Here is a 17,353-nt window from a genome sequence, read left to right on the forward strand (position 1 = left end):
TAAGATGGCAGAATCTATGCAGGGGCTTAAGAGAAGCCACAGATGTACAGAGGTTAGCAGTGCCAACATAGGTGAGAAGGTCACCGTGATGGGCTGGGTTCAGAAGAGCAGAAATAAAGGTGGAATAATCTTCGTAGATCTTCGAGACAGAAGTGGAATATTACAGGTTATATTTGAAGAGTCACAGTGTGGCGCAGAGTGCTTCGAGAAGGCAGGAAAGCTTCGTTCAGAGTTCGTTGCAGCCATCGAGGGAACAGTGTGCAAGCGTGCGGGTGCAGTGAATGAGAACCTTGCAACAGGAGACATCGAGGTCGTTGCAAGCAGCCTCCGTATACTGTCAGAGTCAGAGACACCTCCATTCCCTATAGAGGAGAACAGCAAGACCAAGGAGGAGATAAGGCTCAAGTACAGATATCTCGACCTCAGACGTCCTGACCTCCAGAGAAATCTTATCATGAAGAGTAAGGTAGCCACCATCGCCAGACAGTTCATGGCAGATGAGGGATTCCTTGAGATAGAGACACCTATGCTGACCAAGTCAACACCAGAGGGAGCGAGAGATTACCTTGTGCCAAGCCGTGTACACCCTGGTACATTCTACGCTCTGCCACAGTCACCACAGCTCTTCAAGCAGCTTCTTATGTGCTCTGGTTACGACAGATATTTCCAGATCGCAAGATGCTTCCGTGACGAGGATCTCCGTGCAGACAGACAGCCGGAGTTCACCCAGATGGATATGGAGCTCTCATTTGTTGACGTTGACGATGTAATCGATGTAAATGAGCGTCTTCTTGCAAAGCTCTTCAAGGAGATACTTGATCTCGACATCCAGCTTCCAATTCAGAGAATGACATGGCAGGAGGCAATGGACAGATTTGGTTCAGATAAGCCTGACCTCAGATTTGGACTCGAGCTCAAGGATGTCAGCGATGTTGTCAAGGACTGTGAGTTCGGAGTATTCACAGGTGCCCTTGCAAATGGCGGAACAGTCCGCGGTATCAATGCCGAGGGACAGGGAAGCATGCCTAGAAAGAAGATAGATGCCCTTATTGAGTATGCAAAGACATACGGCGCAAAGGGACTTGCATATATAGTTATCAACGAGGATGGAAGCTACAAGTCATCATTTGCCAAGTTCATGACAGAGGAGCAGATGAACGCCCTTGTGGCAGCCATGGATGGAAAGCCTGGCGACCTGCTTCTGTTCGCAGCGGACAAGACAAAGATCGTATGGACAGTCCTCGGCGCACTGAGATGCCATCTGGCAGAGCTCATGGGACTTGTGGACAAGAATGTATACAGATTCGTGTGGATCACAGAGTTCCCACTTCTTGAGTGGTCAGACGAGGAGAACAGATTCACAGCTATGCACCATCCATTTACCATGCCTATGGAGGAGGATCTTCAGTACATCGATTCTGATCCGGGCAGGGTTCGTGCAAAGGCTTATGATATAGTATTAAACGGAAATGAGATCGGTGGAGGTTCAGTCAGAATCCATCAGGATGACATTCAGGAGAAGATGTTCGAGTGCCTTGGCTTTACAAAGGCCGAGGCTCACGAGAGATTCGGATTCCTTCTGGATGCGTTCAAGTACGGAGTACCACCTCACGCAGGACTTGCCTATGGTCTTGACCGTCTGGTCATGCTCATGGCAAAGCAGGATTCTATCCGTGACGTAATCGCATTCCCTAAGGTAAAGGATGCATCATGTCTCATGACAAATGCGCCTGACTATGTAGACGACAAACAGCTCGCTGAGCTTGGAATCGAGGTCACACCAGAGGCTGAGGCCGAGATCGAGGCTGAGAAGAGCGCACCTGCAGACGCAGAGTAGAATGACAGAATAATATACAGAAGGACGAGCTTCTGATACGGAGGCGGGATATCAAACAGGATATCCCGCCTCTTTTTTGCGTTTACAGACATAAAGAGCAAATAGGGTACATATACTATACCAAAGTGTGTTAAGTGGCTTAAAATGACAGCCAGACACCTTAAAAAGCAAATGGCGGAGGTGATACATGTGGAAAATGAAAAAGAGTTTCTAAGAGGGAGAATGTGGGGCAGACTTACCTTCCTGCTGGTGGTTGCACTGGAGCTCATGATATTCTGCGTTGGATGTGCAAGGTTTGAGGTGTCGGACAGTGGTGAGCCGCTGCTCTATGACGTGTGCGATGAGACCATGCTGCCGGATGAACTGGTTACCATCATAGACAAAAAGAAGGAAAACCCATTTAATCTCGTATATTCAAACAGCACGTATACATATATAGTCATCGCTGCGGGCATGCAGGATAGGGATGACGTTGGGGTGACTCTGGAGGAGATGTACAAGGACGACAATGCCATTTACATCAAGGGAGTTTTAAGGCAGGTGGCGACTCCGACGGATGGCGTGAAGGGAGACAATGTATCATTTCCTTATATGGTGGTCAGGATAGTGAAGATGGATCTTCCGGTTGTATTCAAGTAGAACGGTATATCATAAAAAATAAGGTGGGGAAAATATGGAGCTTACTAAGAACAGGATCACAACGACGAATCTTAAGGCGGCAAAATATGTTGAGTTTACCGTGGATGATGATTTCAATGTCCCTGATGTGAAGGGGGATATAGACAGACAGATAGCCAGCAAAGGACAGGTGACGATAGAAAACATAGACGTCATGGAGGGCAAGGCGCGCATCACAGGAACTGTGAGCTACGCCATCCTATACCAGACTGACCGGGAGGGGGATTCATTTGAGAGCCATGACGGAGAACTGCCATTTGAGGAGACGATAAATGCGGATGAACTGTCGCTGGGAGATAAGGTTTCCGTACAGGGTGTGCTGGAGGATCTGTACGTGACCGTGATAAATTCCAGAAAATACGAGGTGAGAGGGCTTGTGGGCGTGAAGCTCTGGGCGTGCCAGCAGATCACCGCAGAGGGCGCCGTGGGCATAGCAAACGGCTCTGGTATAGAGTGCATGACGGAGAAGGTAAGCTTTACAAATCTTGCGGCGTCTTCCAGAGACATAATGAAGATAAAGGAGGACATAGAGATCCCGGCAAATAAGCCGAATATCGGACGTGTGCTGTGGGATCAGGTGAACTTCTCGGAGATAGAGAGCCGTGCCACGGACGTGGGGGTACATATAAGCGGCAAGATGGACATATTTGTCATATACAAGCCTGATGACGAGGTGGCTCCGGTGCAGTATGTCAGCGCCACGAGGGAGTTCCAGGACACTGTGAACTGCGATGGAATAGACGAGGATATGATACTGGACGATATGATAACCGCATCCCGCGGTTCGGTGTCCGTGCGTGCAAATGACGGCGGTGAGGACAGGATACTCCAGGTGGAGAGCAGCCTCAATGTGGACATCAAGGTGTACGAGGACGTGGAGGCAGACCTTCTCAAGGATATGTTCTCATATTCTGCGCAGGTCGATCCCGTCAGGAGCAGATTCAGCTACGAGAACCTTCTCATGAGAAACAATGCAAAGACGAGGGTCGTGAAGAAGGAGAGGCTCAAGAGCAGCCAGCCGTCCATTCTCCAGATCGTAAATGTGACGGGCAGTGTGGATATAGACGATGTCAGGCCGGCGGATGACGCCGTGGTCGTCGAGGGTGCTGTGAAGGCGGCAGTTCTTTATGTGTCATCGGATGACAGCAGACCTCTGTGTCAGATGGAGGTGGTAGCTCCATTTTCATACAGGGTGGAGACTGTTCCGCTCAGAACTCAGGATTCCATCAGGATTACCCCTGCACTCAATCAGATCACGGCGGCGCTGCCGGGCAATGACGAGGTGGAGATAAAAGCCATAGTGGATATGGGAATGACCATATTTACCCGGAAAGAGATAGAGCTTATCGATGACATGACGGTGGCTCCGGTCGATATGAAGAAGAAAGCGGTGGCGCCAGGTATAGTGGGCTATGTTGTGCGTGACGGTGACAGCATATGGTCGATCGCAAAACAGTATTATTCCAGTCTTGATTCCATAAGAAAGCTCAACAGACTTGAGGGGGATGACGTGAAAGCCGGTGACAGGTTGATAGTGGTCAAATGTGCGGGAAAGAATTAGCTGTTGCCCTTCCAGTGTATATTGTATTTTCCCGGTGATCTGGGATCCTGGTCGGTGACAGCGGCTTCTCTGTAATATTCTTTGTATGGAACAGGGTTGTTGGTGATTCCAAGAATGTAATCGGATGACACGTTATATAACTCGGTGAGATATATAAGGTGATGGATTGGCAGCGCGCTTGCGCCCCTTTCATAACGTGCGTACATGGTCTGTGAGGTGTTCAGATAGCGGGCAACATATTGTTGTGTAAAGTCATGATCTTCCCGCAGTCCACGGATTCTTTCTATATACTTTTTATCCTTGCTAAATTCCATATACTGCATTCGATCACCCGCAAAAATGATAACATACGGGTTTGTGACCCTTTTAATTTTAGTAAATATGTTTACTAAACGAGATAGTAACAAAAAAGTGCAATCATAGCCGACAGCTATAATTGCACTTAAGTTTGTGTATTTCCATTAATCAGGCTTCTTTTGCCTGTTCATTGGCCTCTTTGTCGTCCTTCTCAGGGAGAAGTCTCTTGAACAGTGGAACGAGCTGTGCGGCGATGACAGCCTTAACGAGGTCGAGTGGAATGAATGCCACGAAACCTGATAAGAATGCAACCTTCCATGTGAGGTTACCGTTGAACTTCCACCAGATCATTCCCACGATATCAATGATCACGACACCTATGATCGCAACGATGGTATACTTAAGTCTCTTGTACTTTTTGCCTTTGATGAGACCGACTACGATTGATGCAATGATGAATGAGAAGGTGTATCCACCGAATACTCCGAACAGATATCCAAGGCCTGCGCCTCCGCCGATGAATATAGGAACGCCGATGGCACCCATGATCATCCAAAGTGCTATTATGATCGTTGAGTCTCTGAGCTCAAATACGAGAGCTATCAGAATTATCATAAAGTTGAGTAATGTGATGTGTGCTGCGTTAGGGAGCGGTGTTGGAATGCTCAGGTAAGCGGATGCACACAGAATTGCAGTGAACATGGCCATCATGACCAGCTCTACAGTGGTAAATGCTTTTTTCATTTGTAATAATCCTCCAATGATTGTAATGCCTGTGTACAGCTTATTCACAACAAATCCAGGTAGTTTCGACGGGCTGATGACGAATACTGCCTGGATTTGTTAACCTATACACAAGGGCTATGGTTGACATTATATATATACATGGGAGGAATGTCAACCATAAATTTTGAACGCAGGTTAACATTTGCAAAACACACGTTATTGTGTAAAATACTTAATATAGAATTCGAACGATATACAGAGTGTATACACAGGAGGCGGGATATGATAAAGGTCGGAATCACGGAGATCGATATTGGATACGAGGATAAGGAGTATGCCAGGGAGCACTGTCTTGAGGTCATGCAGGAGGCATATGAGAATGGCGTTGAGCTCTTGGTGTTTCCTGAGATGACGCTGACGGGATTTACCATGATGCCCGCGCGCATGTGGGAGGCGTACAGGGATGGTGAGATACCGGAGAGCGTTTCGTTTTTCATGGAGAACAGCAGGAAATACGATATGGCCATGGTATTTGGTTATATAGAAGCTTTCATGGCAGATGGAAGCGGTGAGTTTGATGAGAGCAGAAGGAAGGTATTTGAAAATAAGCTGGCGATCGTCAGCGGTGATGAGGTGATCATGGATTACGCAAAGATACATCCTTTTTCGTTCAGCGGTGAGGACAGGGTGTACCGGGCAGGCAGCCGTATTTGTCAGGCGAATGTCAAGGATCTGAGGCTGGGCGGATACATATGCTATGATCTCAGATTCCCGGAGATATTTTCGGCGGCGAGGGATTCTTACGATGCCATACTTGTGATAGCCAACTGGCCTGAGGAGAGAGTTGTCCAGTGGGAAGCGCTGCTCAGGGCGAGGGCCATTGAGAATCAGGCATACGTGATAGGCGTGAACAGAGTGGGCATGGGTAAAAGGGAGAGATATGTCCCGAGCTCACATATATATGATGTCTACGGCAACGAGATGGCGGAGAGGGTGAGCGACAGACTGCTCGTTGCGGAGCTGGATCCTGCGGTCATAGCCGGTGCCAGAAAGACATTTCCGCAGGGCAGGGACAGGAAAAATGAATTTTACATGTCAATATTATAGAATTATTTGACTGGTGTATAAAACTGGTGTTCTCTTTGGTGCTTGTAATATTTTGTCAGATGGTTTACAATGGATAGAGGCAATGAGGAGGTAAAACTTATATGAATAAGGACGATTGCATTTTTTGTAAGATAGCCAACGGTGAGATTCCATCAGCGACAGTTTATGAGGATAGTATCTGCAGAGTAATACTTGATGTGAATCCTGCTAACAAGGGCCATGCGCTTATTATCCCGAAAGAACATTTTGACAATATATACAGCATGGATGCTGAGACAGCAGCCAAGATATTTACTATAGCTACAGAGGTGGCAAAGGCACAGAAGGCTGAGCTGAATCCGGACGGACTGAATATCCTTCAGAACAACGGCGAGGCAGCAGGTCAGACTGTATTCCACTTCCATATGCATCTTGTTCCAAGATACATCAAGGACAACGTGACTATGACCTGGATACCGGGTAAGGCTGATACAGAGGAGCTGTCAGCATTGTCTAAGGCTCTCAGAAAGAGAATCTAGACGATTGAAGATAGATATATAAGGTTTTGTGAGAAGAGCAGCACATGATGAACATAAGTCATGTGCTGTTTTTCTGTTACGGTGTTACTGATAGAAAGAGCAGGCGGTAGGAAAGGACTGTATATGGAGTATAATGAAGAAACTGAGGAAAGAGGGCTGAGGCGGCTGTCGTCAAATGCGCTCAAGCTGACAGCCTGTGTGTGTATGGCCGTAGATCACATAGGCATAGTATTCATGGATAACAACAACATAATGCGCGCTGTGGGGCGTCTGGCATTTCCTGTATTTGCATTCCTGCTTGTACAGGGGCTTATGCGTACATCCGACGTGAGGAGGTATCTTCTGAGACTTGGAATATTTGCGATGGTGTCAGAGATGCCATTTGATCTGGCAATGCACGATACGATCTGGTATCCGGGGGCTCAGAACATATTATTCACCCTGACAGCCGGACTGTTTGCCATATACGCCATGGATAGCCGGGGGTCAATCGGAAGATGGAAGGTCGAGATCGTACTGGCCGCAGCACTTCTGGCGGAGTTCCTGAGATTCGACTACGGCATGGCGGGAGTGGGAATCATAGTTATGTTCTATCTGATCGAGAAGGAGCGGAGTGGAGCGGATGCTTATACTCTGGCATATTTCAATAAGAATCAGAACATTGAGATCGTGGTGCTCAGTTCGCTGGTATACATTCTCTGCCTGGGCATGAATCAGCTATACGCTCTGTTGGCGATGATACCTGTGAATATGTACAGCGGAGAGAGAGGAAGGATGAAGCTCAAGTATTTCTTCTATCTGTTCTATCCCCTGCATTTGCTGCTTATATGGTTTATATGGAAAATAATTCATTAAGCATCATTTCCCCCAAAAATATGTTGACTAATAACTCTCAATGATATAGAGTAATGATTGCATTTATAGATATTAGAAAAACGCTCTTATTCAGAATGGTGGAGTCAGAAGGGACGAAGAAGCCATGGCAACCCCGATGTCAGATTCGGAAGGTGCCGACCTGAGCGACGCAGATATGTAGGTGATACAAGATCTGTGCTCGAACAATGAGAGGCTTGACAGACACGATCAAACCGCTCATACGAAGCGGTTTTTCTTATGTACAAAAAGGAAAGGAAGTAGTATGGAAAGAAGATTATTTACATCGGAATCAGTAACAGAAGGACATCCTGACAAAATCTGTGACCAGATATCAGATGCAGTGCTTGACGCGCTGATGGAGCAGGATCCAATGAGCCGTGTGGCATGTGAGACATCCATCACGACAGGTCTTGTGCTTGTCATGGGAGAGATCACAACCAACGCTTATGTGGATATTCAGAAGATCGTTCGTGAGACGATCAGAGAGATCGGATACGACAGAGCAAAGTACGGATTTGACTGCGATACATGCGGCGTTATCACAGCCATAGACGAGCAGTCATCAGATATTGCCATGGGAGTTGACAAGGCACTCGAGGCAAAGGAGCACCTCATGAGCGAGGATGATATCGAGGCGATCGGTGCCGGAGATCAGGGTATGATGTTCGGATTTGCAACAAATGAGACACCTGAGTACATGCCATATCCAATAGCACTTGCCCACAAGCTTGCAAGAAAGCTCACAGAGGTAAGAAAGAACGGAACACTCCCATACTTAAGACCGGACGGTAAGACACAGGTAACAGTTGAGTACGATGAGAATGACAAGCCTGTAAGACTTGATGCAGTCGTTCTCTCAACACAGCACGGAGAGGAAGTCAGCCAGGAGCAGGTCCACGCTGACGTTAAGAAGTATATATTCGACGAGGTTCTTCCACAGGAGCTCATCGATGAGAATACCAAGTTCTTCATCAATCCAACAGGAAGATTCGTAATAGGTGGACCAAATGGTGACAGTGGTCTCACAGGACGTAAGATCATCGTTGACACATACGGCGGATATGCCCGTCACGGCGGCGGAGCCTTCTCAGGCAAGGATTGTACCAAGGTAGACCGTTCAGCGGCTTATGCGGCCCGCTACGTGGCTAAAAACATAGTTGCAGCAGGTCTGGCTGACAAGTGTGAGATACAGCTCTCATACGCTATCGGTGTTGCAAGACCTACATCCATCATGGTAGACACATTTGGCACAGGAAAGCTTTCAGATGAGAAGCTTGTCGAGATTATTAGAGAGCACTTTGACTTAAGACCAGCAGGTATCATCAAGATGCTTGACCTCAGAAGACCTATCTACAAGCAGACAGCAGCTTACGGACACTTCGGAAGAACAGATCTTGATCTCCCATGGGAGAAGCTGGACAAGGTGGATGTGCTGAAAGCATACTTATAAGCAGATTAAAAAAATTCAGACAAATATAAAAGCACATGTATCAGATTGAAACTGATACATGTGCTTTTTGTATATCACGTTATTCCGTGAGTATTAATCTTTGTATTTCTTTGCGGATTCAAGTGCCGCATCTATCTCGTCGAGGGATGCCTGGATCTTGCTCTCCGTACTCTCCGTATCCTCTTTGACGTCAAATGCTGAATCTATAGGCTCGCTGTCATCGGCGACATCCTCAAATGCAGTGTCGTCATAGTCGTCAGTGTGGATGACATCGTCCTCATCAGGAGATACCTGATTGTCGTAATCGGAGTCTGCGTAACTCTCGTGGATAACCTCGTTGTCCCCAGGGAAGAGCGCCTTGTTGTTGATGGTGGGCACCTCGCTATTGTCGTGGTGAGGCATTCTGACGTGTTCAGCGGCTTTTGCGGAAGGCTCGGCAGCTTCTGATGTTTCATTTGCTGTGCTTTCCTTCTCCTCGTTGTCCTTCTTCAGCTTGTCTATCTGAGCCTCGTAATCAGCGATGAGACCCTTGAGTGAGACAGCAAGGATGATGATGACAACGACCAGTATCACAAGAACTATGATGGCTATGAGCATTATTACGAACTTGTGCTTGTCTATGAAGCTGGACAGCGAATCCGTCTCCTCGATGAGATCCGTTGCGTCAAGGAAAGTTCCTTCATTTGGATTGAAGAAATACCAGCCCTGGTGTCCGTCGTTTGTTGCTGCGTAGAGGAGAACGGTGTTGGAACTGCTTCCCTTCATATAAGCTCTGATGTCCGTGTCGTTCAGGTTGATCTTCACTGGAAGATATCCGGTTGGCACTGAGACTGAATTAGGCTTTGGAATGATGTTATAAGTGTTGTTGTTTGAGTGAACGCTTACAAGGGTATCTGCAGGTGCGGATGCGTTCTGATCTGCCTCTGTGAGTGTTCCTACCTCATCCTCAGTAACAACAGGCTTGGTCTCGCTGTCGATCAATGCAAGAGGTGTTGCAGGCTCGGCTTCTGAACCGGTATCGCTGACAGTAGATGAAGCTGCTTCGGTGGAAGCGGCGGCTGACTTGTCGCTGATGGTTACCGAGTTGTATGACGGTGTCATGTCTATCGACTCTTCTGTGTCGGAGATGACCTCAACTGCTGATGTCTCTATGCTGGCAGTTCCGCTTGCAATGGCGGTAAATGTAAATGTTGCTGTCATTGCATCTCCAGGCTTTACATTTGCCTGGGAGTAGCTTACGGTGCCCTCAGATTCCACGGTGCCGCCGCTCACAGCCTTGAGCAATGTGGAATCATATGTGATATTGTAGCTGTAGCTTGATAAAGCCTGATCGGCTGCGTTTATACTTACCTTGATCTCCACGGTATCGCCAACAACGACCGTGGTGGATGGAACCTCAACACTAAATGCGACTGTAGCGGCATAAGTGGTATGAAGCATGAAAAGCATCATAGTCAACACACATGCAACTTCTGTCATAAACGTTCTAAAGCTAAATCTTGTAGTCCTCATAATATTCATATACGGTTATCCACCGAGTCCTCCTTATCCTCTGTTAATTATTATGGTGTAAGTACGTGTAGCTTTACTCTGGGATTTACATACTATCTTAAATGTATTCTTTCCTGATTTCAGGGTTTTTGTTCCCTTTCCGCTCACTGTGGAGTAGCTGCTTACAGGTGAAGCGTTTATTTTCACACTTGATACAGATGAGCACACATTTACCGTGTACTGTGTAGTGCTGTTTATTGCAAATGTAGGTGACAGCTTCTTGCCGCTTACAGAGAGTGTTTTCAGGTAGTTGTTCTGGTTGCCCGGATTAGCCGCAGGCATCTTCATTGCTGTGCTTGGCATATTCTTGTAAACAGGTATGGCAAATGTTATGGCCTTGTTGAGTGCTCCTGAAGACTTGTAGGCATCATATACCTTCCATGCCTCTGTTGTAGGGGCCTGTACATTTCCCATGTACTGATGCCAGTACAGGCAGTCTGTGTAGGTTACGTTGAACTTCTGAGTATACAGAGTGTTCTGACCCTTGTTGATGTAGGACTCTCCGATATACATCGCACCGCCGATTATTGATTTGGCAGGTGTTGTCCATGGCCTGTTGTACGATGTGCCCGATGAAGCCCATCTCAGACCGTTTGTTATAGCGTTGCCTGATGCACTCTCAAATGCACCGATATTGTAGAAGTTATATATGCCGGGATATGTGGCATTCTTACCGTTTGTTCCCGAGGTTATCGAGCCTCCGACCTCCTGCTTGATACGTGAAGCAATGTGGTAAGGGCTGACGCCGGATTTCTGTGCTGCGGTGATTATCATGGACGAATATGTGGTGGTCGAACCGGTTGGGTGCGCATTGTGCATAAACGAACCAGATAATATAGCCTCAACTCCTGACTTTGTCTGTGATGAGTCGTATGACAGCTTTTCAAATGCGAACATGGAGCTTGCGGATGACATATATGTTCTCGGATCGAGGTAATACTTTACAAGATCGTCCGAGGCTGCAAACCATGTTGAACCATCATATGATGAGTAGGAGTCTGTCTTGTAGTTGTATCCAACGGTCTGTGATCTCCAGCCGTAGTTAGGACTGGAAGATGTACAGTTTACAAGGTTGTTGACACGTCCCTGTACGTTGACCTCGTTCTTGACCACGTCGTTCCAGTTAAGGTTGGTGTGTACCGCCTTGAATATCCAGTTTGGGTGCTCCGCATGGAGCTTTCTGAGAAGCACTTTGTAGCTCTCAGGGAAGTTCTGGGCGGATAACTGCTTTTCAAATGCTGCATCCGATGTCTGGTTACCGTCAGGTTCCTTGTATGTTCCCATTGTGATGAGCGATGAGGAGATAAATCCTGTATACTTCTTGCTGCTGTATGTGAGGTTGACCTTGTACCATGACTTGTTGGATGTATCAGTCACGGAGAGTGCCTGTCCCTTCATGAGCATGATCGCGCTTCCGTTGTAGGTTATAGGTGTACCCGCTGCCGTCTGGCGGAAGTATACATAGTCTTCATTCACGTAACCGCTCTTGGCTGCCTGAGCCGCTGTGGTAGGCTGCTGTGTAGTAGCCTTGGTCGTGGCCTTTGTTGTGGCTGAAGTGGAGTCGATCACGATGAACTTGGAATATACATAACCGGTGTAGCGTTTCTTCTTATATGTAAGCTTGACCTTGTACCATGTCTTGTTGGAAGTGCTCAGTACGGTCATGCTCTGACCGCCCATGAGCATGATCGGCGATCCGTTATACTTCAGCGGCGTGCCGTTTGGCGTTTTTCGGAAATATACATAGTTTTCATTTTTTCGAAGGTGAGCCTTCTTGGAGGTTGTCCTTGTTACCTTGATAAATGCGGAGTACACATAACCGGTGTAGCTCTTCTTCTTGTATGTAAGCTTGACCTTGTACCATGTCTTGTTGGAAGTGCTCAGTACGGTCATCTTCTGACCCTTCCTTAGGAGTATGGCCGAGCCGTTATATTTTATAGGCGTGCCGTTTGGTGATTTGCGGAAATACACGTAGTCAGACGTGAGAGTTCCCGTGGTCGCGGCTTCTGCGTGATTGTTTCCCACATACAGTCCGGTCACCGCGATGCAGACGACCGCCCAAATAAGCATTACGATAGAAATAGTAGTCCGGGTTCGTTTAGTATTGATATCCATAGTAACCTCCATTTTTCATAAAACAAATCTATATATAAAATAGTATTTATGACAAAATTACATCAGTCTAAGTTTACCATAATTATTGCAAATGAGCACCATTTTTGTGAAAAAAGTTATAAAAAAGTAATAAAATTGCAACAAAAAAGCTTTTGCCGGTCAGACAAGTGCTGACCGGCAAAAGCTTTTCGCCTTATGTCGTATATATTAACCTACTTTGAGCTTGAATTTCTGGATCTCTTTGTCCGTCTCTACCTTCTCGATGAGAGCACCAAGTCCGCGAAGCTTTTCGTCGAACTTCTCGTAGCCTCTCTGGATATACTTGATATCACATACAGTAGAGAAGTCGTTGGCCACAAGTGCCGCAATTACAAGTGCTGCGCCTGCTCTCAGGTCAGGTGCTGCAACATTTGCACCGGTGAATGTCTCCACACCATCGAGAATAGCGGTGTTGCCCTCGACTCTGATGTGTGCGCCCATTCTTGAAAGCTCTGCGACATACTTGAATCTGTTCTCAAATATGCTCTCGGTGACGATGCTTGTTCCGTTGGACAGTGCAAGTGTAACCGCCATCTGTGGCTGCATATCTGTCGGGAATCCCGGATATGGCAGAGTCTTGATGTTGGTAGCTTTGAGTCTCTTGTTGCACATTACTCTCACTGAATCATCGTACTCGATGACAGTGGCACCTATATCTGTAAGCTTTGAGGTTATAGCCTCAAGATGCTTAGGAATTACGTTCTTGATGAGGACGTTGCCTCTGGTGGCTGCTGCTGCAACCATGAAGGTTCCTGCCTCGATCTGATCCGGAATGATGGAATATGTAGTTCCGTGAAGTGACTTTACGCCACGGATACGGATGACATCAGTTCCGGCACCCTTGATGTTAGCACCCATACTGTTGAGGAAATTGGCAACATCAACGATATGTGGCTCCTTGGCTGCGTTCTCTATGGTAGTCTTGCCGTTTGCCATTACGGCGGCCATCATGACATTGATGGTGGCACCTACTGAGATCACATCCATGTAAATGTGGCTTCCGATCAGCTCATCAGCCTCAACGGATATCATACCGTTTGCTATATCAACGTGGGCTCCAAGTGCTTCAAAACCTTTTATGTGCAGATCTATCGGACGGGCTCCGATGTCGCATCCGCCTGGAAGAGCGACCTGTGAATGGTTATATTTGCCAAGCAGTGCGCCGAGCAGATAGTAGGATGCTCTGATCTTTCTGATATATTCGTCGTCGACACAGAGATCGGTATTCGGATTGATGGTTCCACCACATATAGCAACCGTGTGCTCGTCTATGTAACGGACCCTTGCGCCGATACCCTGAATGGCCTGAAGAAGGACTCTTGTATCTCTGACGTTCGGTACGTTTTCTATTGTGACTTCCTGGTCGGTCATGACTGCAGCGGCAAGTATTCCAAGTGCGGCATTCTTAGCACCCGCAATGGTAACTTCGCCCTCCAGAGGACGACCTCCCTTGATAACATACTGTTCCATATTTCACCTCTTAGATAATTCTCGGATTATCGCAACTTTATAGATTATAGCACATAAAACTGAAAAGTAAACAGTTACTTGTCTGCTTCACAGTATATACATCTGTAAATTCGCTTTTCTCTGTCTGTGAGTTTGAATATATGGGTTATTCCCTGCTCTGTGGTCGTAATGCATCTTGGATTGGTACATTTCTTTATTCCAACCAGTCTCTCAGGCAGTTCGATCTTACGTTTTTCAACGAGCTTGCCGTCCTTGATGATGTTGACGGATATATCCGGGTCGATATACCCCAGAACATCAAGGTTTATGTCGATATCCTGATCTATCTTAAGAATGTCCTTTCTTCCCATCTTCTCGCTTTTAACATTCTTGATTATAGCAACGGAGCAATCCAGCTTATCAAGATGAAGATCGTTGTATATCTGCAGGGCTTTGCCTGCTGTTATATGGTCAAGTACAATACCATTCTGAATACTGTCAATATTCATGATCATTCCTCCTATGCCTTAAAATCCTTGTCGAGTCCGAGAAGGTCCATGATGAGTGCCATTCGGACATATTTGCCGTTGAGTGCTTGTCGGAAATAACATGCTCTCGGATCGTCATCCACCTCAACAGATATCTCATTTACACGAGGAAGCGGGTGAAGGATCGACAGGTCAGGCCTAGCGAGAGCCAGCTTTGACTTGTCAAGAATATAGGTATCTTTCAGTCTTATGTAGTCCGCCTCGTTGAAGAAACGTTCTTTCTGGACTCTTGTCATATAGAGAACGTCCAGAGATCCGATAGCATCCTCAAGAGAGGAAATCTCCTCATATGGTATATTATTCTTTTCGATGACTTCTGTTCTTATATAATCAGGTAATTTTAATTCATCCGGTGATATGAGAATAAATTTTATGCCTTCGTATCGTGACATGGCCTTTATAAGTGAATGAACCGTACGACCAAACATAAGATCTCCGCAGAAACCTATGGTCATATTGTTTAGTCTGCCTTTCTCTCTCTTTATTGTGAGAAGATCGGCCAATGTCTGCGTAGGATGATTGTGACCGCCGTCACCAGCATTAATAATAGGAACATCTGATTTCATGGAAGCCAGCATCGGGGCACCCTCTTTATAATGTCTCATAGCTATAATATCGGCATAACAGCTGACGATCTTGACGGTATCGCCCACACTCTCACCTTTTGTTGAAGATGAGGAGCTCGCAGATGAAAATCCGAGAACGTTTCCGCCAAGTTCCATCATGGCAGCCTCGAAGCTAAGTCTTGTGCGTGTGCTTGGTTCAAAGAACAGAGTTGCAAGCTTTTTGCCCTTACAGACTTCGCTGTATTTCTCTTTATTGTCGATGATGTCCTGTGCCAGCACGAGAAGGTGGTCAACCTCCTCAACTGACAGGTCCATTGGGTCTATTAAATGTCTCATTTGACATGATCCTCCTTAGGTTATCAGAATGAATATTTTAAGAATTAAGAAGGGTATACATAACAGCCTTCTCAGCGTGACGTCTGTTCTCAGCCTCATCCAAAATGTGGTTGAGGTTCTTGTCGATAACGCCCTGTGAGATCTCAAATCCCTGGTGCATAGGCATGTCGTGGAATACTATAGCCTTGCTGCCCTCTGTAAATTCCTCGTTGAGCTGGTAAGGCATCATCTTGGCGAGAGTCTCTTCCTTCTGCTGCTTGTATGCAGGGTTGTTGAAGAACTCCATGTCAACCCATGTATCTGTGTAGAGGATATCCATATCCTTTGCGTACTTTTTTGCCTCCTCCATGCTCATGGTAGGATCGAGTTCAACATAGTGGCCTGTAGCCTTTGCTGCCTCAAAGAAGTCATCGCCGCATACGGTGTTGTTCACAAGTGGCGTGAGTCCGTAGATAGTTCCCTTCTTCATCTTTGCAAAGAACTCAACAAGAGAGTTGAATACATTATTCTTGGCACCGATGTACATAAGCTTTACATCGAGACTGCCAAACTTTTCTATAATAGTGAGGGCATCTGCCAGGATCTGGCATGGATGATAAGAACTGTCACATCCGTTGATAAATGGAACAGTAACATTGTTGCCGAACAGCTCGACTGTCTCATTCTTTACAAGACGTGCCATGATGATATCTACATTCCTGCATACATACTTAATCTCTGATACAGGCTCACCGAGTGTAAAGTTGGAATCCTTCCAGAGCTGGTTGTAATATGTACCGCCGAGCTCGGTGATACCTGTTGTAAATGAAAGAAATGTTCTTGTGGAAGTCTTCTCAAAAAGAGTGTAGAGTTTCTTGCCCTCAAGAGCGTGAGCGTACTTATCAGGGTTCTTCTTCATGTCAAGTGCCAGATTGAGAATATCCATCAGCTCATCAGCTGTGAAATTCTTGAAGTTAAGCATGTTTTTCATAACAAATGTCCTCTTTTCTCTAGAATTATAAATTGTTTGCAATACGGACAAACATAATCTGTGGATCCTGGCAATATATTTAGGATACGGGTGTTGAGATATGTCTGCCTGAAATTTTATTATATAGCACATGGTTTCAAAAGTAAAACAGTTTACGACATCACATAAATTATGAATGTAAATATTTGAAGATTTATGCCTGATTATAAAAAAATATAGATAATAAAGCAAAAAACAGCTTAATTTTTTGATTTTTATTGACAAAGATGTATATATATGGTTTTATATATTTTATAAAATTTTTATAAAAAATTTATAATTAAATCAAGGGAGGACATTTTATGATCAAACAGAGGAACATTGCTCTGTGCATAGTATTTTCAATCATTACATTTGGAATTTATGCACTGTATTGGTTCGTTTGCCTTACAAACGATGCTAATCAGGAATCTGGACAGACAGATGCAACAAGCGGTGGGGTAGCATTGTTGCTTACTATCGTTACATGTAATATCTATGGATGGTTCTGGGCATACAAGATGGGCGAGAAGATTGACGCAATAAAGACAAAGAATGGTCAGTCAGCAGGAAATTCAAGCATACTTTTCCTTCTGCTCCAGTTATGCGGACTTGGAATTGTATCATATGCTATTATGCAGGATACCATCAATAAAAATGCGTAATGAATCAAATTGCATACAAATATACATTGAAAAATGTATAGATGCA

Annotated in this window: 16 protein-coding genes and 1 riboswitch; of the genes, 8 read left to right on the forward strand and 8 right to left on the reverse strand. The window is 45.8% G+C overall.

The annotated features are described in order from the left end of the window. Positions 1-4 precede the first annotated feature (4 nt). From aspS to GT575_RS03550, 3 genes are all read left to right on the forward strand, one after another. Entirely contained in the window at positions 5-1,837 is a 1,833-nt protein-coding gene (gene aspS, locus GT575_RS03540; RefSeq protein ID WP_161171494.1) for an aspartate--tRNA ligase, read from the forward strand. Between the two features lie 189 nt (positions 1,838-2,026). After that, complete coding sequence (locus tag GT575_RS03545; RefSeq protein ID WP_242857308.1) at positions 2,027-2,476, forward strand: protease complex subunit PrcB family protein; 450 nt, start codon at positions 2,027-2,029, stop codon at positions 2,474-2,476. A gap of 34 nt (positions 2,477-2,510) precedes the next feature. Beyond that, positions 2,511-4,076: a DUF3794 and LysM peptidoglycan-binding domain-containing protein gene (locus GT575_RS03550; protein WP_055222431.1), complete on the forward strand. Its 1,566-nt coding sequence runs from the start codon at positions 2,511-2,513 to the stop codon at positions 4,074-4,076. Here GT575_RS03550 and GT575_RS15070 read toward each other — a convergent pair. Further along, entirely contained in the window at positions 4,073-4,390 is a 318-nt protein-coding gene (locus GT575_RS15070) for a helix-turn-helix domain-containing protein (protein ID WP_330576975.1), read from the reverse strand. The two genes, GT575_RS03550 and GT575_RS15070, sit on opposite strands and share 4 nt — an antisense overlap. A gap of 151 nt (positions 4,391-4,541) precedes the next feature. After that, entirely contained in the window at positions 4,542-5,117 is a 576-nt protein-coding gene (locus tag GT575_RS03560) for a biotin transporter BioY (protein WP_161171496.1), read from the reverse strand. 264 nt (positions 5,118-5,381) lie between these two features. Between GT575_RS03560 and GT575_RS03565 the strand changes: the two genes are divergently transcribed. The 4 genes from GT575_RS03565 to metK all read left to right on the forward strand — a co-directional run bounded on the left by GT575_RS03565 (position 5,382) and on the right by metK (position 9,050). Then, positions 5,382-6,206: a nitrilase-related carbon-nitrogen hydrolase gene (locus tag GT575_RS03565; protein WP_161171497.1), complete on the forward strand. Its 825-nt coding sequence runs from the start codon at positions 5,382-5,384 to the stop codon at positions 6,204-6,206. Between the two features lie 101 nt (positions 6,207-6,307). Then, positions 6,308-6,724, forward strand: coding sequence for an HIT family protein (locus GT575_RS03570; RefSeq protein ID WP_015534318.1), 417 nt, complete (start codon positions 6,308-6,310; stop codon positions 6,722-6,724). A gap of 123 nt (positions 6,725-6,847) precedes the next feature. Continuing rightward, on the forward strand, positions 6,848-7,579 hold the full coding sequence (locus GT575_RS03575; protein ID WP_161171498.1) for a TraX family protein: 732 nt from the start codon (positions 6,848-6,850) through the stop codon (positions 7,577-7,579). 83 nt (positions 7,580-7,662) lie between these two features. After that, a riboswitch (SAM riboswitch) is annotated at positions 7,663-7,792 on the forward strand. A 70-nt stretch (positions 7,793-7,862) separates the two neighbouring features. Continuing rightward, positions 7,863-9,050 (forward strand): methionine adenosyltransferase, encoded by a 1,188-nt coding sequence (metK, locus tag GT575_RS03580; RefSeq protein ID WP_161171499.1) that lies wholly within the window; start codon positions 7,863-7,865, stop codon positions 9,048-9,050. A 93-nt stretch (positions 9,051-9,143) separates the two neighbouring features. Here metK and GT575_RS03585 read toward each other — a convergent pair whose 3' ends face one another. The 6 genes from GT575_RS03585 to GT575_RS03610 all read right to left on the reverse strand — a co-directional run bounded on the left by GT575_RS03585 (position 9,144) and on the right by GT575_RS03610 (position 16,624). Further along, the gene (locus GT575_RS03585; RefSeq protein WP_117875340.1) at positions 9,144-10,571 is read right to left on the reverse strand and encodes a cohesin domain-containing protein; all 1,428 of its coding nucleotides are present in this window, start codon (positions 10,569-10,571) and stop codon (positions 9,144-9,146) included. A 24-nt stretch (positions 10,572-10,595) separates the two neighbouring features. Next, positions 10,596-12,716, reverse strand: coding sequence for a cadherin-like beta sandwich domain-containing protein (locus GT575_RS03590; protein WP_243147813.1), 2,121 nt, complete (start codon positions 12,714-12,716; stop codon positions 10,596-10,598). 207 nt (positions 12,717-12,923) lie between these two features. After that, a complete protein-coding gene (locus GT575_RS03595) occupies positions 12,924-14,225 on the reverse strand; it encodes a UDP-N-acetylglucosamine 1-carboxyvinyltransferase (protein ID WP_015534313.1) in 1,302 nt (433 codons plus the stop codon). A 74-nt stretch (positions 14,226-14,299) separates the two neighbouring features. Beyond that, positions 14,300-14,713, reverse strand: a complete 414-nt coding sequence (locus GT575_RS03600) for an aspartate carbamoyltransferase regulatory subunit (protein ID WP_015534312.1) — start codon at positions 14,711-14,713, stop codon at positions 14,300-14,302. Between the two features lie 11 nt (positions 14,714-14,724). Next, positions 14,725-15,654, reverse strand: a complete 930-nt coding sequence (gene pyrB, locus GT575_RS03605) for an aspartate carbamoyltransferase (protein WP_004852491.1) — start codon at positions 15,652-15,654, stop codon at positions 14,725-14,727. Between the two features lie 37 nt (positions 15,655-15,691). Further along, entirely contained in the window at positions 15,692-16,624 is a 933-nt protein-coding gene (locus GT575_RS03610; RefSeq protein WP_022217503.1) for an ornithine carbamoyltransferase, read from the reverse strand. Positions 16,625-16,965: 341 nt separating this feature from the next. On the opposite strand from GT575_RS03610, the gene GT575_RS03615 reads away from it, so the two are divergent. Continuing rightward, complete coding sequence (locus GT575_RS03615) at positions 16,966-17,307, forward strand: DUF4234 domain-containing protein (protein ID WP_004852487.1); 342 nt, start codon at positions 16,966-16,968, stop codon at positions 17,305-17,307. The last annotated feature ends 46 nt before the right edge of the window (positions 17,308-17,353 follow it).

The organism is Coprococcus sp. BIOML-A2, from assembly GCF_009875795.1.
Lineage (GTDB): Bacteria > Bacillota > Clostridia > Lachnospirales > Lachnospiraceae > Coprococcus > Coprococcus aceti.

Bases quoted from the DNA above. Each gene is read 5' to 3' on its own strand.
- GT575_RS03615 (WP_004852487.1), top strand. From the start codon at position 16,966: ATGATCAAACAGAGGAACATTGCTCTGTGCATAGTATTTTCAATCATT.
- GT575_RS03585 (WP_117875340.1), bottom strand. From the start codon at position 10,571: ATGAATATTATGAGGACTACAAGATTTAGCTTTAGAACGTTTATGACA.
- GT575_RS15070 (WP_330576975.1), bottom strand. From the start codon at position 4,390: ATGGAATTTAGCAAGGATAAAAAGTATATAGAAAGAATCCGTGGACTG.
- GT575_RS03575 (WP_161171498.1), top strand. From the start codon at position 6,848: ATGGAGTATAATGAAGAAACTGAGGAAAGAGGGCTGAGGCGGCTGTCG.
- GT575_RS03550 (WP_055222431.1), top strand. From the start codon at position 2,511: ATGGAGCTTACTAAGAACAGGATCACAACGACGAATCTTAAGGCGGCA.
- GT575_RS03590 (WP_243147813.1), bottom strand. From the start codon at position 12,716: ATGGATATCAATACTAAACGAACCCGGACTACTATTTCTATCGTAATG.
- GT575_RS03610 (WP_022217503.1), bottom strand. From the start codon at position 16,624: ATGAAAAACATGCTTAACTTCAAGAATTTCACAGCTGATGAGCTGATG.
- GT575_RS03600 (WP_015534312.1), bottom strand. From the start codon at position 14,713: ATGAATATTGACAGTATTCAGAATGGTATTGTACTTGACCATATAACA.
- GT575_RS03565 (WP_161171497.1), top strand. From the start codon at position 5,382: ATGATAAAGGTCGGAATCACGGAGATCGATATTGGATACGAGGATAAG.
- GT575_RS03595 (WP_015534313.1), bottom strand. From the start codon at position 14,225: ATGGAACAGTATGTTATCAAGGGAGGTCGTCCTCTGGAGGGCGAAGTT.
- GT575_RS03560 (WP_161171496.1), bottom strand. From the start codon at position 5,117: ATGAAAAAAGCATTTACCACTGTAGAGCTGGTCATGATGGCCATGTTC.
- pyrB (WP_004852491.1), bottom strand. From the start codon at position 15,654: ATGAGACATTTAATAGACCCAATGGACCTGTCAGTTGAGGAGGTTGAC.
- GT575_RS03570 (WP_015534318.1), top strand. From the start codon at position 6,308: ATGAATAAGGACGATTGCATTTTTTGTAAGATAGCCAACGGTGAGATT.
- metK (WP_161171499.1), top strand. From the start codon at position 7,863: ATGGAAAGAAGATTATTTACATCGGAATCAGTAACAGAAGGACATCCT.
- aspS (WP_161171494.1), top strand. From the start codon at position 5: ATGGCAGAATCTATGCAGGGGCTTAAGAGAAGCCACAGATGTACAGAG.